The sequence below is a fragment of the Mesorhizobium jarvisii genome, from assembly GCF_003601985.1.
GTDB lineage: Bacteria > Pseudomonadota > Alphaproteobacteria > Rhizobiales > Rhizobiaceae > Mesorhizobium > Mesorhizobium jarvisii.
The window spans coordinates 1-14,439 of the sequence record NZ_QZXA01000003.1 but is presented as its reverse complement, the minus strand read 5'-3'; the positions used below and the strand labels follow the sequence as shown (position 1 = coordinate 14,439).

Below are 14,439 nucleotides of genomic sequence, written 5' to 3'. Positions count from 1 at the left end.
AATCAAGCGGCGCGCAATTTACGCTCGCGGCGGATCACTTCCGAGGCCAGTTGCAGATAGGCCTGGCTGCCAGAGCACTTCAAATCGTAAAGGATTGCCGGCTTGCCGTAGGACGGCGCCTCCGACACCCGCACATTGCGCGGAATGATGGTCTCGTAGACCTTGTCGCCCATATGCTGGCGCACATCCTGCACCACCTGGTTGGCGAGATTGTTGCGGCCGTCATACATGGTCAGCACGATGCCCTGGATGGTGAGGTCCGGATTGATCGACCGGCGCACCTGCTCGACGGTTTCCAGCAATTGGCTGAGACCTTCGAGCGCGAAGAACTCGCATTGCAACGGCACCAGCACCGAATCGGCCGCCGCCATCGAATTCAACGTCAGAAGGTTGAGCGACGGCGGGCAGTCGATCAGCACATAGCCGAAGCCGGCCGAACGCGCCGAGGCGGCACGCAAGGCGTTGCGCAGCCGCAGCACCCGGTCGGGCGCCGAGGCGATCTCCATTTCGATGCCGAGCAGGTCGAGCGTCGACGGCACGATCGACAGGCCGGGCACGGCTGTCGGAATGGCCGCGGCTTCCAGTTCCAGCTCGCCGGTCAGCACGTCGTAGGACGAGACCGTGCGGTCCTTGCGGTCGATGCCGAGGCCGGTGCTGGCATTGCCTTGCGGGTCGAGGTCGACGATCAGCACCTTTTCGCCGATCGCGGCCAGAGCGGTGGCCAGATTGATGGCGGTGGTGGTCTTGCCGACACCGCCCTTCTGGTTGGCTACGGTGATGATTCGGGGGCCGTTCTTCATGGGTTTATGCCAGAAATTCATTTTTGGGTCGCCAAATAGCCCGACAAGTCGAAGATCAGACGGGTCGCAGGTTTGACAGTTCCAGGATCACGCCTTGGGGGTCCGTCACACTGGCATGTTCTACCAGATCGAAGGCCCATCGGTTAACGCTTTCTTGCACTTCGGCGCGATAATCCCGGCCTTTGTGGAACAGCCCGCGTGCGCCCGACATCAGCCACGGCGCCGACAGGTCGAGCAGGACCGAAAGCGAGGCCAGAGCCCGCGCCGTGACGATTTGCGGTTGCGAAACAAGCGCATGGCTGTCCTCGATCCGGCGCGCGACAACCCGCGCCGGCAGGTTGAACTGGCCGATCACGGTCTGCAGGAACGAAGCCTTTTTGCGGTTGCTCTCCACCAGATCGATGCTGGCCCCATCGCGCTCGGCGAGCAGGAAAGCCATGACCAGGCCCGGAAATCCACCGCCCGAACCGATATCGACCCAGCGCGCGGCAGTGGGCTCTATGCGCGCCAGCTGCGCGCTGTCGAGGATGTGGCGCTGCCAGACATCGCCCGCGGTCGACTGCGCCACCAGATTGATGCTGCGATTCCATTTCTGGAACATCGCTTCGAACGCCACCAGGCGATCGAATGTTTCACGTGAAACCGGGCCCGCCGCGTCCTGCAGGCTCTTCCAAGAGAAAGAGCTCACGCAACAACCCTTTGATCGCCCTGGGGCCTCTGCACACTCTCATGGTGCCGAACATGTGCGACAATGATCGCCAGCGCCGCCGGCGTCATGCCCTCCATGCGTTGCGCGTCGGCGATGGACCGCGGCCGCCGCGCCTGCATCTTCTGCTTCAATTCGTTGGACAGGCCGGGCACGCCGGCGAAATCCACCGTCTCGGGGATCAGCCGGCTCTCCTCGTGGCGGATCTGCGCGACATCGCTCTTCTGCCGGTCGAGATAGACAGAATATTTCGCTTCCGTTTCGAGACGCTCGGCGGTCTTGGCGTCGATCGCCGCAAATTTCGGCTCGACCCTGGCCAGCCAGGCAACATCCACGTCGGGATAGGCCAGCAGCTCATAACCCGACCGGCGCACGCCGTCCCGGTTGATCTCCAGCCCATGCCGCGCCGCCTCATTCGGAGTCATCGCCACCGACCTGGCCAATTCGCGCGCCGCGTCGAGCCGCTGCATGACATCACCGTAGCGCTGCATGCGTTGCGCCGAGGCGATCCCCAGCTTTTCGGCGAGCGGCGTCAGCCGCTCATCGGCATTGTCGGCGCGCAGCGACAGCCGGAATTCGGCCCGCGAGGTGAACATGCGGTAGGGTTCGCTGATGCCGCGGCTGGTCAGATCGTCGACCATCACGCCGATATAGGCCTCGGTGCGGCTGAGCACGATCTGTTCGCCGCCCGACGCCCGTCGTGCCGCGTTGAGGCCAGCAAGCAGGCCTTGCCCGGCCGCCTCTTCATAACCGGTCGTGCCGTTGATCTGCCCAGCGAGAAAGAGGCCGGCAACGCGCTTGGTCTCCAGCGTCTGCTGCAGCTCGCGCGGATCGACGTGGTCATATTCAATGGCATAGCCAGGCTGCAGCATGACTGCACGCTCCAGCCCCGGAATGGTCTTGAGGATCTCGAGCTGCACATCCTGCGGCAGCGAGGTCGAAATCCCATTGGGATAGACGGTGTCGTCGTCGAGCCCTTCCGGCTCCAGAAAGATCTGGTGGCCGTCCCGGTCGCCGAACTTGACGATCTTGTCCTCGATTGACGGGCAATAGCGCGGGCCTACGCCTTCAATCGAGCCGGAATACATGGCGGAGCGGCCAAGATTGGCACGGATCAGCTCATGCGTGGTTGATGTCGTGCGGGTGATACCGCACTCGATCTGCGGTGGCTCGATTCGATCGGTCATCAGCGAGAACGGCACAGGATCGTCATCCGCCGCCTGGCTTTCCAGCGACACCCAGTCGATGGTCCTTCCGTCCAGCCGTGGCGGTGTGCCGGTCTTCAGGCGGCCGAGCTTGAAGCCGGCGCGGTCCATCGTCGCCGACAGCCCAAGGCTCGCCTGCTCATTCATCCGGCCGGCGACGATCTTCTTCTCGCCAATATGAATAAGGCCGCGCAGGAAGGTGCCTGTCGTCAGCACCACGGCGCCGCAGGCAAGCCTGCGGCCGTCGGCGAGCAGAACAGCGGCGATCCGTCCGTCGTTGATCTCGAAATCCAGCACCTCGCCCTCGACCACGTCGAGATCGTTCTGCTGCCGAATCGCTTCCTGCATGGCAAGGCGATAGAGCTTTCTGTCCGCCTGTGTGCGCGGGCCGCGCACCGCCGGACCCTTGCGCCGGTTGAGCAGGCGGAACTGGATGCCGGCGGCATCCGCCACCCGGCCCATCAGCCCGTCCATCGCGTCGATCTCGCGGACCAGATGGCCCTTGCCGAGCCCGCCGATCGCGGGATTGCACGACATCACGCCGATTGTGTCGAAGCGCAGCGTCACCAGCGCGGTTTTCGCGCCGGCGCGCGCGGCTGCACTGGCCGCCTCGCACCCCGCATGGCCGCCACCCACCACAACCACATCATAGTGACCGGTCATTTCAAATCCTGGACTCAAGAAGATTGAGGGACACATGTCCCCGCGGGGCCAAGCTGTCAAGAAAACTTCGCGACAAGTTTCACGTGAAACAGGGGGCGATGCAGCGCGGCGACGGTACTGCGTCAATCGATACGGCTAGCCGGTCCTCGTCGGCGCTGCCCCTCATTGTCCTGCCGGACATTTCTCCCCGTATAGTAACGGGGAGAAAGCAGCTGGCCGCAACACCGGCACCCCTTCTTGAGACGTCGGCGATTGGCGAAACCATTCGTGTGAGCGCCCTCTCCCGGTCACCATACGGGGAGAGGATGCCGGCAGGCAGGTGAGGGGCAGCGCCACCATCCGCCACTATCTCGCAAATTGCCCCCGCACCTGCTTCATAGGACACGGCATATTCTGGATCGCTGTGTTTCACGTGAGTCACGGAAAGCAATACGCCGCATAGTTTCACGTGAATCATTTCCCGATGCAGAACTGCGAAAAGATCACATCCAACATATCTTCGACATCGATCGCGCCGACAATTCGGCCCAACCTATCCGCCGCCAGCCGCAGCTCCTCGGCCCGCAGTTCCTGGCCGCCGGTGTGCTCATCTATCGCGCGAAGCAAATGGCGATTCGCTTCACCGAGCAGTTCAACATGCCGCAGGCGGGACGGCAGGATATCGCCGACGTCGCCAGCCGCCTCCGCCGCGCAACGGCCGATTTCGGCGAGCAGCGTCTCGACACCAGTGCCATTCATAACTGAAATGACGAAGTCGTATCTGCCAGCCGCATCACCGGCCGCCTGCTCATCCAACAGGTCGAGCTTGGTGCCGACACGCAACAGTGGTGCCTTGCCCGGCAAAGGCCTGACGTCTCCGGGAGACAAAATGTCTTCCAGCAGCAGCAAGAGATCGGCGCGATCGGCCTTGGCCCGCGCCTTCGCGATGCCGATCGCCTCGACCTTGCCCGGTGCGTCGCGCAAGCCGGCCGTATCCGTCAGCCTGACGCGAAGGCCGCCGAGATCCAGCGTCACCTCGAGCAGGTCGCGGGTTGTGCCGGGCTCATCCGTTACAATAGCTGCATCGCGCCTCGCCAAGGCGTTGAACAGACTCGACTTGCCGGCATTGGGCGCGCCGAGGATCACCACCTCAAAACCGTCGCGAATGATTTCGGCGGCGTGAAATCCGGCGATGTGGTGATCGATTTCACCGATCATGGCCCGGACCTCCGACCAGACCGTATCCGAAACGGATCCCGGCACATCATCCTCATCGGCAAAGTCGATCTCCGCCTCGATCATCGCCCGCGCATGGACCAGCCGGCGGCGCCAGCTTAGATAGAGCTCGCTCTGGACACCCTCTGCATTCTGGACCGCAAAGCGCCGCTGCGCCTCGGTCTCGGCATTGACCAGGTCCGCCAGCGCCTCCGTCTCGACGAGGTCGACCTTGCCGTTAAGAAAGGCGCGACGGGTGAATTCGCCGGGTTCGGCATGCCTGACGCCGTCAAAGTCGGCGATGATCTCCAACATCCGCGCCACGACGGCGCGCCCGCCATGGACATGGAATTCGGCGACATCCTCCCCGGTAAAGCTCGCCGGACCGGGAAAGAAGATGACCAGGCCGTTGTCGAGCACGGTTCCATCCGGCGCTCTGAACCTGCGCAGAACCGCCGCCCGGTCCTTAACCATGCCACACGCAATCGTTTCGACTACGAATCGAGTCTGCGGACCGGAGACACGCAGCACGGCGACACCGGCCGGAAGCCGGCCGCTCGACAGCGCAACGATCGAATCGCCTGAAATCATTTGCCCGCTCTGTTGAACCGCCCTAGCCTCGCGCCTTCAAACAACCCGAGTTGCCCATTGTGACATTGCCCGCGCAAAACCTGCTTGCCGAAGAGGCCAGCCCCTATCTGCAGCAGCACAGCGCCAATCCCGTCCATTGGCGGGCCTGGTCGCCGGCATCGCTCGAAGAAGCAAGGACGCTCGATCGCCCGATCCTGCTCTCCGTCGGCTATGCCGCCTGCCACTGGTGCCATGTCATGGCGCATGAAAGCTTCGAGAATGACGGCGTCGCCGCCGTCATGAACCGTCTGTTCGTCAATATCAAGGTCGACCGCGAGGAGCGTCCCGACATCGATCAGATCTATATGGCCGCGCTGTCCTCGATGGGCGAGCAAGGCGGCTGGCCGCTGACCATGTTCCTGACGCCGGACGGCAAGCCATTCTGGGGCGGCACCTATTTTCCGCGCGAGGCGCGCTATGGCCGCCCGGGCTTCATCCAGGTCATGGAAGCGGTCGACAAGGCGTGGCGCGAGAAGCGCGACAGCCTGCACCAGAGCGCCGACGGGCTGACCTCCCATGTCGAGGCGCGGCTTTCCGGCACGCATGGCAAGCAGAGCCTCGACCGCGGCACGCTCACCGACTTCGCCGGCCGCATCGACGGCATGATCGACCGCGAGCTTGGCGGCCTGCGCGGCGCGCCGAAATTCCCCAACGCGCCATTCATGCTCACCCTGTGGCTGTCCTGGCTGCGCGATGGCAACGCCGCGCATCGCGATGACGTGCTGGTCAGCCTGGAACGGATGCTGGCCGGCGGCATCTATGACCATATTGGTGGCGGCCTCAGCCGCTACTCCACCGATGCGGAATGGCTGGTGCCGCATTTCGAAAAGATGCTCTACGACAATGCGGAGCTGATCCGCTTCTGCAACTGGGCGTTTTCGGCAAGCGGCAATCATTTGTTCCGGATACGAATCGAAGAGACCGTCGACTGGCTGCTGCGTGAAATGCGCGTCGAAGGCGGCGCCTTCGCCGCCAGTCTCGATGCCGACAGCGATGGCGAGGAAGGGCTGTTCTACACCTGGAGCCGGGAAGAGATAGAAGCCGTCCTTGGTGACGATTCAGCCTTATTTTTCAAGTACTTCACGTTTTCCAGCCCGCATGGCTGGGAAGGCAAGCCTATCGTCCACCATTCCAGCGCCCAGCAAGCCCAAAGCGTCGCCGATCGCGAAAAACTCATTCCGCTCAAAGCCAGGCTTCTCGCCGTGCGGGAGGAACGCGTCCGGCCAGGCCTAGATGCCAAGACCCTCACGGACTGGAACGGCCTGATGATTGCGGCACTCGCCGAGGCCGGTCGCTCGCTGGGCCGGCCCGACTGGATCGAGGCCGCGGCCAAGGCCTTTGCCCATATCTCCGGCGCCAGCCGCGACGGCCGCTTGCCGCATTCCATGCTTGGCGCCAGGAAACTGTTTCCCGCTCTGTCGAGCGACTATGCCGCCATGGCCAATGCGGGGATTTCGCTGTTCGAGGCGTCTGGCGATTGGAGCTACATCGACCGGGCGAAACAGTTCATCGAGCAGCTCGACCATTGGCATGCCGACGAAGCCGGCACAGGTTACTATCTGACCGCCTCGGACAGCACCGACGTGCCGATCCGCATTAGGGGCGATGTCGACGAGGCGATTTCGTCAGCCACCAGTCAAATCATCGCGGCACTTGTGCGGCTCGCCTCCGTGACCGGCGATCTCGATCTCGGGGAAAAAGCCTGGAAGATCGCAGAGCACGCCGCCGGCCGCGCAGCGCAACAGGCCTATGGCCAGGCCGGCATCGTCAATGCCTGCACGCTTGCCATCGAGCCGTTGAAACTGGTCATCGTCGACAATCCAGAAGATCCAAAGCTTGTTCCGGTCGCGAATCGATGCCCCGACCCGCGCCGCGTCGACATCATTGCCGCGATTGGTTCGGAAACGAATCGACCCTTGCTGCCGGGCGGGATTCTGCCGCCGACCGACAGGCCGGGTGCCTGGCTTTGTACAGGGCAGGTTTGTTTGCCGGTGGTGACAAGTGCTGAGGAGTTGGAGCGGTTGTTGAGCCGTCGATAGGCGGAGCCGGAGACCTAGCTGACTGCTCCGTGCCCCCAAATTTCAACGTCAGCGCTGCCCCCCACCTGCCTGCCGGCATCCTCTCCCCGTAAACGGGGCGAGGGAGCTGTTGTCGCTGCTTTCGCCAATTGTCAGCGCTCCGGAGGAAGGCGCCGGCGCTGGTTCCAGCCTCTTTCTCCCCGTTTACAGGGAGAAATGCCCGGCAGGGCAATAAGGGGCGGCGCCGACTTATGCGATTTGCCGCGAGGCCCGCCGACCTAACCCAGCAAAGAAAAACCCCATCCCAGTTTTCCTGGAATGGGGCTCGATACAGGTCCGGAAGCTTCGGACCGGCCCTTACGTATTCATCGAATCGAAGAAATCCGCATTGGTCTTGGTCTGCTTCAGCTTGTCGATGAGGAACTCGATCGCGTCGGTGGTTCCCATCGGCGCCAGGATGCGGCGCAGCACGAAGATCTTCTGCAGGTCCTGACGCGGCACCAGCAGGTCTTCCTTGCGGGTACCGGACTTCAGGATGTCCATGGCCGGATAGATGCGCTTGTCGGCGACCTTGCGGTCGAGCACGATTTCCGAATTGCCGGTGCCCTTGAACTCTTCGAAGATGACTTCGTCCATGCGGCTGCCGGTATCGATCAGCGCGGTGGCGATGATGGTCAGCGAACCGCCTTCCTCGATGTTACGCGCGGCGCCGAAGAAGCGCTTCGGGCGCTGCAGCGCGTTGGCGTCGACACCGCCGGTCAGCACCTTGCCGGATGACGGCACGACGGTGTTGTAGGCGCGGCCGAGGCGGGTGATGGAATCGAGCAGGATGACGACGTCGCGGCCATGTTCGACCAGGCGCTTGGCTTTTTCGATCACCATTTCGGCGACCTGGACGTGGCGCACCGCCGGTTCGTCGAAGGTCGAGGAGACGACCTCGCCCTTCACCGAGCGCTGCATGTCGGTCACTTCTTCCGGCCGCTCGTCGATCAGAAGCACGATCAGATAGCATTCCGGGTGATTGGTGGTGATGGAATGGGCGATGTTCTGCAGCAGCACCGTCTTGCCGGTGCGCGGCTGCGCGACGATCAAAGCGCGCTGGCCCTTGCCGAGCGGCGCCACCAGGTCGATGACGCGCGGCGAGATGTCCTTGGAGGTCGGAACCTCCATTTCCATCTTCAGCCGCGAGGTCGGATAGAGCGGCGTCAGATTGTCGAAATGGATCTTATGGCGGATCTTTTCGGGATCGTCGAAATTGATGGTGTTGACCTTGAGCAGCGCGAAATAGCGCTCGCCCTCTTTCGGGCTGCGGATCGGTCCTTCGACCGTGTCGCCGGTCTTCAGCGAAAAGCGCCGGATCTGCGACGGCGAAATATAGATGTCGTCGGGACCTGGCAGATAGTTGGCGTTGGCCGAGCGCAGGAAACCGAACCCGTCCTGAAGCACTTCGACCACGCCATCGCCGATGATCTCGACGTCCTGGGCGGCCAGCTTCTTCAGGATCGCGAACATCAGCTCCTGTTTGCGCATGACGCTGGCGTTCTCGACCTCGAGCGATTCGGCATAAGCGATCAGCTCTGGCGGCTTCTTGTTCTTGAATTCGGTAAGTTTCATTTCTTGCATAGACGGACTCTGGGTGAGCTTTGGGAGAAAAATATCGGCGGGATGCGACAAATGCCGGGCGCGGCCGAAAACAATGAGGGGCGGCGCATGACGGGAAGGAAGACCCGTCTTTTATCGTCGGTCGGATGAAAGAGCAAGCCGCGTTTTAAACGGCCTGATCGGCCTCAGAACGGCTTGACGACAACCAGGATCACGATGGCGATCATTAGCAATGTGGGGATCTCATTGACGATCCGCCAGTGCCTCGCAGGTTTTTCGTTGCGATCCTCGGCGAATTTGCGCACCGCGCCGGCCAGATAGCCGTGAACGGCGGACATCAACAACACCAAACCGATCTTGGCGTGCAGCCAGCCGCCCTGGAATCCAAAGACTTTCCAGGCAAGCCAAAGGCCGAACACCCAGGTGACGATCATCGCCGGATTGATGATGCCGCGCAGCAGGCGCCGCTCCATCACCTTGAAGGTCTCCGACTGCACCGAGCCCTTCTCGGCATCGACGTGGTAGACGAACAGCCGCGGCAGATAGAGCATGCCGGCCATCCACGAAATGACGGCAAGGATATGGATCGCCTTTGCCCAGGGATAGAAACTTTCGGGCGCGACGAAAAACAGAAGCGCCGTCAGCACGATCAGCACAAGGATGCTGACGACCACGCGCATCATCGCCTGTCCGGTGCTGTTGGTGTTGTTCATCTCAGCCATCAGCGTGTCGCGCTCCTCACCTGCTTCACCATCGCCTCGACATGTGCGATCGGCGTTTCCGGCGTGATGCCGTGGCCGAGATTGAAGATCAGCGGCCCGTCTCCCAGCGCCTTCAGGATCGCCTCAACGCCATCCGACAGCGCCTTGCCGCCGGCCACGAGCCTCAAGGGATCGAGATTGCCCTGGACCGCACCCGAACGCTGCAGATCCTTCGCCGCCGCTAGCGGCACCGTCCAGTCGATCCCCAGCCCCGTCACGCCGGTCTTCTGGCGATAGGTCCGGTAGCGCGCGCCGGCGCCCTTGGGAAAACCGATGATCGGCACATCGGGATGAACGGCGCGAACCTGGCGGACCATCTCGGCCACCGGCCAAACGCAAAACTGGTCGAACGTCGCATCGTCGAGCACGCCGGACCAGGAATCGAAAATCTGCACCACATCCGCGCCGGCTTCGATCTGCCGGATCAGATAGGCCGCCGACTGGTCGGCAAGCACCTTCAGGAGATGTTGAAACGCCGCCGGCTCGCGATAGGCGAACAGCCGTGCCGGCGCCTGATCGGGCGTTCCATGGCCGGCGATCATATAGGTCGCCACCGTCCAGGGCGCGCCGCAGAAGCCGATCAGCGTGGTCTCGTCAGGCAGTTTTGCCCGCAACCGGCGAACCGTCTCGTAGACCGGTTCGAGATTCACGTGAAACACATCGCTTTCCAGAGCCATGATCTCGGCCACGGAGACCGGCGTCAAAAGCGGGCCTCTTCCCTCTTCGAAGCGAACGTCGCGGCCGAGCGCATGCGGAACGACAAGGATGTCGGAGAACAGGATCGAGGCGTCGAAGCCGAAGCGCTCTATCGGCTGCAAGGTCACTTCCACCGCAAGGTCGGGATCGTAGCAGAGATCGAGGAACGAACCTGCGCGCCTGCGTGTTTCACGATATTCCGGCAGATAGCGTCCGGCCTGACGCATCATCCAGAGCGGAGGCGGAAAGTGCGCCTCGCCCTTCAGGACGTCTAGCATGATCCGGCTTTTGGGCATTGAGCGCTTACCCTCTCCCAGCCTTCCTATAATCAAAGATTCTTATATCTAAGATTCTTCTGATTCTAAGAGTCTGTTGGTTGTGGTGGTTGTCACCTGTCCCGCTTCGCCAGCCAAAAAGCCAGCAAGCATATTGTCGCGCGCTTCCCTCTCCCGACTTAAGGGTTCTGGGGATCATCCGGAATCCATCATCGGAGTCAAAGCTTTAGCAAACCGAGGAAGAATCCCGCCCTGTGGACGGCTGAAAGGCAAAGGCGGCCGTCCCCAGACTTGTCCCCAGCCGCCCGACCAAGCTGACAGCACAGCGAATTGTGGACAAACTGCCATCTGATACAGTCGCCTCCGACCGGCGCCTCTTTCTGTCCCGCTTTATCCACATCCGCCCACAGCCCCAGGTGATCCCTGTGAACAAACCCCAGAGCTTCTTTCACCTGCACCTGATTTCCGACGCGACCGGCGAAACGCTGCTCGCCGCCGGGCGGGCGGCTTCGGCGCAATACAAGGATGCACGGGCGATCGAGCACATCTACCCGCTCATCCGTACCGAAAAGCAGGTGGCCAAGGTGTTCGAGGACATAGAGGAGGAGCCGGGCATCATCCTCTATACGGTCGTCGACCAGAAGCTGGCGCGCGGCATTGACGAGCGCTGCGCCACAATGGGCCTGCCCTGCGTGTCGGTGCTGGAGCCGGTGCTCACCGTCTTCCAGTCCTATCTCGGCACGCCGGCCGGCCGCCGTGTCGGCGCCCAGCACGTTCTCGACGCCGAATATTTCCGCCGCATCGATGCGCTGAACTTCACCATGGACCATGATGACGGCCAGCTGCCGGCGAATATGGACGATGCCGATGTCGTGCTGATCGGCATTTCGCGGACGTCGAAGACGCCGACCAGCATCTATCTCGCCAATCGCGGCATCAAGACCGCCAACATCCCGATCGTGCTCGGCGTGCCGGTGCCCGAAAGCCTGGTCAGCGCCTCCAAGCCGCTGATCGTCGGGCTGATCGCCACCGCCGAGCGCATCTCGCATGTCCGCCAGAACCGCATCCTCGGCAACAGCAGTTCCTATGTGCCGACCGACTATGTCGACCGCGCCGCCATCAACGAGGAGCTCGCCTATGCCCGCCAGATCTGCACGCGCCATGGCTGGCCGATGATCGACGTCAGCCGCCGCTCGATCGAGGAAACGGCGGCGGCGATCGTTGCCCTGCGGGGGAAGAACAGATAATTGAACGAGGAGTGCGTTTTCCGAGACTTCTTAGCGGAAACTCGGCGCCGCCCCTCACCTGCCTGCCGGCATCCTCTCCCCGTATAGTGACGGGGAGAGGGGCGCTGTCGTAGAAGGTTTCGCCAATCACCAGCGTAGCCGAAGAAGAGCGCCTGCGCTTAAGCTGCCCCTTTCTCCCCGTCTCTATACGGAGAGAAATGTCCGGCAGGACAATGAGGGGCGGCGCCAACGTTGCAGATTGAAGCTCATATCCCAACCGCGCCTGAGTGAAAAATGACCGAAAAAATCATCCTCGCCTCCGGCAGTCCGTTCCGCAAGGCGATGCTTCTCAATGCCGGGCTCGATGTCGAGGCCGTGCCGGCCGATGTCGACGAGCGCGCGCTCGAGGCGCCGCTGCAGGATAGCGGCGTTTCGCCCGAGGATGTCGCCCTGGTTCTGGCCGAGGCCAAGGCCACCGAGGTCAGCGAACGCCGGCCCGGCGCGCTGGTGCTCGGCTGCGACCAGACTTTGTCTTTGGGTGACGAAGTGTTCCACAAGCCGGCCGACATGGAAGGCGCGCGCCGCCATCTCCTGGCGTTGTCGGGCAAGACCCACCAGCTCAACAGCGCCGCCGTTCTGGTGCGCGACGGCAAGGTGCTATGGCGCCATGTCGGCATCGCCGGCATGACCATGCGCAAGCTCGACCCCGGCTTCATCGGCCGCCATCTCGCCCGTGTCGGCGCCAGGGCGCTGGCCAGCGTCGGCGCCTACCAGGTCGAGGGCGAAGGCATCCAGCTCTTCGAGAAGATCGAGGGCGATCATTTTACGATTGTCGGCCTGCCGCTTTTGCCGCTGCTGGCCGAACTGCGCACGCTGGGGGCCATCGATGGCTGAGGCAACGAAGAAGGCTTTTGTCACCGGCCATCCGATCAAGCACTCGCGCTCGCCGAAGATCCACGGCCACTGGCTGGCCCAGCACGGCATCGACGGCAGTTATGAGGCGATCGACGTTGCGCCGCAGGATTTTGCCGAATTCATCGCGGCTTTGCAGGCAAACGGGTTTCGCGGCGGCAATGTCACCATTCCGCACAAGGAAGCCGCTTTCGCTCTTGTCCACCGCCGCGACCAGGCGGCCGAGGAGATCGGCGCCGTCAACACGCTGTGGTTCGAGGACGGTCTCCTGTGGGGCGGCAACACCGACGGCCACGGCTTTGCCGCCAACCTCGATGATTACGCGCCGGGCTGGGCGAACACCGGCCCCGCGGTCGTGCTCGGCGCCGGCGGCGCGTCCCGCGCCGTCATCCAGGCGCTGAAGCAGCGTGGCGTCGGCGATATCAGAATCGTCAACCGCACGCTCGCCCGGGCGCAGGAATTGCGGGATCGTTTCGGCGCCGGCGTTTCGGCGCATGGCACGGCGGAGACCCACGAATTGCTGGCCGACGCCGGCCTGCTGGTCAACACCACGGCACTTGGCATGGTCGGCAATGAAGGCCTCGCCGCCGATCCGGCCTTGCTGCCGGACCACGCCATCGTCGCCGACCTTGTCTATGTGCCGCTCGAAACCCCCCTGCTCGCCGCCGCGCGCGCCAGGGGGCTGAAGACGGTCGACGGCCTCGGCATGCTGCTCAACCAGGCCGTGCCCGGCTTCGAACATTGGTTCGGCATCAGGCCGCAGGTCACGGCGGAGCTTCGCGCACTCATCGTTGCCGATCTGGTGCCGAAACCATGATCGTGCTCGGCCTCACCGGCTCGATCGGCATGGGCAAGTCGACGACGGCGAAAATGTTCGCCGAGGCGGGCGTGCCGGTCCATGATTCCGACGAGGCGGTGCATCGCCTCTATTCCGGTGCGGCGGCGCCTTTGGTCGAGGCCGCTTTTCCCGGAACGGTTGTCGATGGTGTGGTCGATCGCGCAAGACTTGGCGCGCGCGTGCTTGGCGATGCCGCCGCGCTGAAGCGGCTGGAAGCGATCATCCATCCGCTGGTGCGCGCCGATGCCGACGCCTTCTTGGCCATGCATCGTAACGCCGGCGAATCGATCGCCGTGCTCGATATTCCGCTGCTCTTCGAAACCGGCGGCCGTGGCCGCGTCGACAAGGTCGTCGTCGTCACGGCGCCCACCGAAATCCAGCGCCAGCGCGTGCTGGCCCGGCCGGGCATGACGGAAGAAAAACTGGCGGCGATCCTTGCCAAGCAGGTGCCGGATGCGGAGAAGCGCAGGCTGGCGGATTTCGTCATCGACACCGGCCAAGGATTGGAGGCGGCTCGTGCCGCCGTTGCCGCCATTATCGCCGAGCTCTCCGGGGGGTCTGGTCGCTGACGCTTTCCTTCTCCCCTTGTGGGAGAAGGTGTCGCCGAAGGCGACGGATGAGCGACTATCTGAGGTGTCAAGTTGCATTTGCGAATTCGTTACGCGCGTCGCGTGCTTTTGCATTGAGAATGACGAGCAGCTTGCGGGCGAGCGCAATGCGGATGACCATTTTCTCCTTTCCGGCAGTCTGCAACCGTTGCTTGAAAGCTGCCAGATGCGGATCATATTTGGCAACGATGCTGGCAACGAGAAAGAGGACGCCGCGCGGCCCTGCCCGACCGCCGCGCACTGGTCTTCGACCGCTGCGCTTGCCACTGTCATTGGCGATCGGCGCCAGGCCGGCCAACTTGGCG

Annotated in this window: 13 protein-coding genes; 5 read left to right on the top strand and 8 right to left on the bottom strand. The window is 63.0% G+C overall.

Translation table 11 applies throughout. From position 1 onward, the window contains the following. Positions 1–2: 2 nt before the first annotated feature. The 4 genes from D3242_RS07480 to mnmE form a co-directional block, all read right to left on the bottom strand. Positions 3–800, bottom strand: coding sequence for a ParA family protein (locus tag D3242_RS07480; protein WP_019862172.1), 798 nt, complete (start codon positions 798–800; stop codon positions 3–5). A 55-nt stretch (positions 801–855) separates the two neighbouring features. Further along, a complete protein-coding gene (rsmG, locus tag D3242_RS07475; RefSeq protein ID WP_019862173.1) occupies positions 856–1,488 on the bottom strand; it encodes a 16S rRNA (guanine(527)-N(7))-methyltransferase RsmG in 633 nt (210 codons plus the stop codon). Next, complete coding sequence (gene mnmG, locus D3242_RS07470; RefSeq protein ID WP_064981597.1) at positions 1,485–3,374, bottom strand: tRNA uridine-5-carboxymethylaminomethyl(34) synthesis enzyme MnmG; 1,890 nt, start codon at positions 3,372–3,374, stop codon at positions 1,485–1,487. The genes rsmG and mnmG overlap by 4 nt, the downstream gene beginning before the upstream one ends. 453 nt (positions 3,375–3,827) lie before the next feature. Then, on the bottom strand, positions 3,828–5,159 hold the full coding sequence (mnmE, locus tag D3242_RS07460) for a tRNA uridine-5-carboxymethylaminomethyl(34) synthesis GTPase MnmE (protein WP_064981599.1): 1,332 nt from the start codon (positions 5,157–5,159) through the stop codon (positions 3,828–3,830). A gap of 59 nt (positions 5,160–5,218) precedes the next feature. On the opposite strand from mnmE, the gene D3242_RS07455 reads away from it, so the two are divergent. Beyond that, positions 5,219–7,237, top strand: coding sequence for a thioredoxin domain-containing protein (locus tag D3242_RS07455; RefSeq protein WP_064981753.1), 2,019 nt, complete (start codon positions 5,219–5,221; stop codon positions 7,235–7,237). Between the two features lie 336 nt (positions 7,238–7,573). On the opposite strand, the gene rho is transcribed toward D3242_RS07455, so the two are convergent. The 3 genes from rho to hemE all read right to left on the bottom strand — a co-directional run bounded on the left by rho (position 7,574) and on the right by hemE (position 10,571). Beyond that, entirely contained in the window at positions 7,574–8,839 is a 1,266-nt protein-coding gene (gene rho / locus D3242_RS07445) for a transcription termination factor Rho (RefSeq protein ID WP_019862177.1), read from the bottom strand. 164 nt (positions 8,840–9,003) lie between these two features. After that, positions 9,004–9,540: a protoporphyrinogen oxidase HemJ gene (hemJ, locus tag D3242_RS07440; protein WP_064981600.1), complete on the bottom strand. Its 537-nt coding sequence runs from the start codon at positions 9,538–9,540 to the stop codon at positions 9,004–9,006. After that, positions 9,540–10,571: a uroporphyrinogen decarboxylase gene (gene hemE / locus D3242_RS07435; RefSeq protein ID WP_064981602.1), complete on the bottom strand. Its 1,032-nt coding sequence runs from the start codon at positions 10,569–10,571 to the stop codon at positions 9,540–9,542. Before hemE ends, hemJ begins: the two co-directional genes overlap by 1 nt. 311 nt (positions 10,572–10,882) lie before the next feature. Between hemE and D3242_RS07430 the strand changes: the two genes are divergently transcribed. From D3242_RS07430 to coaE, 4 genes are all read left to right on the top strand, one after another. Then, positions 10,883–11,797 carry a pyruvate, water dikinase regulatory protein gene (locus tag D3242_RS07430; RefSeq protein WP_394811824.1) on the top strand — a complete coding sequence of 305 codons (915 nt, stop codon included), beginning with the start codon at positions 10,883–10,885 and terminating at the stop codon, positions 11,795–11,797. Positions 11,798–12,070: 273 nt separating this feature from the next. Continuing rightward, positions 12,071–12,670 carry a Maf-like protein gene (locus D3242_RS07420; protein ID WP_019862180.1) on the top strand — a complete coding sequence of 200 codons (600 nt, stop codon included), beginning with the start codon at positions 12,071–12,073 and terminating at the stop codon, positions 12,668–12,670. After that, positions 12,663–13,505 (top strand): shikimate dehydrogenase, encoded by an 843-nt coding sequence (locus D3242_RS07415; protein WP_064981604.1) that lies wholly within the window; start codon positions 12,663–12,665, stop codon positions 13,503–13,505. The genes D3242_RS07420 and D3242_RS07415 overlap by 8 nt, the downstream gene beginning before the upstream one ends. Then, entirely contained in the window at positions 13,502–14,095 is a 594-nt protein-coding gene (gene coaE / locus D3242_RS07410; RefSeq protein ID WP_064981605.1) for a dephospho-CoA kinase, read from the top strand. The genes D3242_RS07415 and coaE overlap by 4 nt, the downstream gene beginning before the upstream one ends. A gap of 67 nt (positions 14,096–14,162) precedes the next feature. Here the strand turns inward: coaE and D3242_RS07405 are convergent. Continuing rightward, positions 14,163–14,439: transposase (locus tag D3242_RS07405; RefSeq protein ID WP_147377456.1), on the bottom strand; the 277-nt coding region annotated here is incomplete at its 5' end.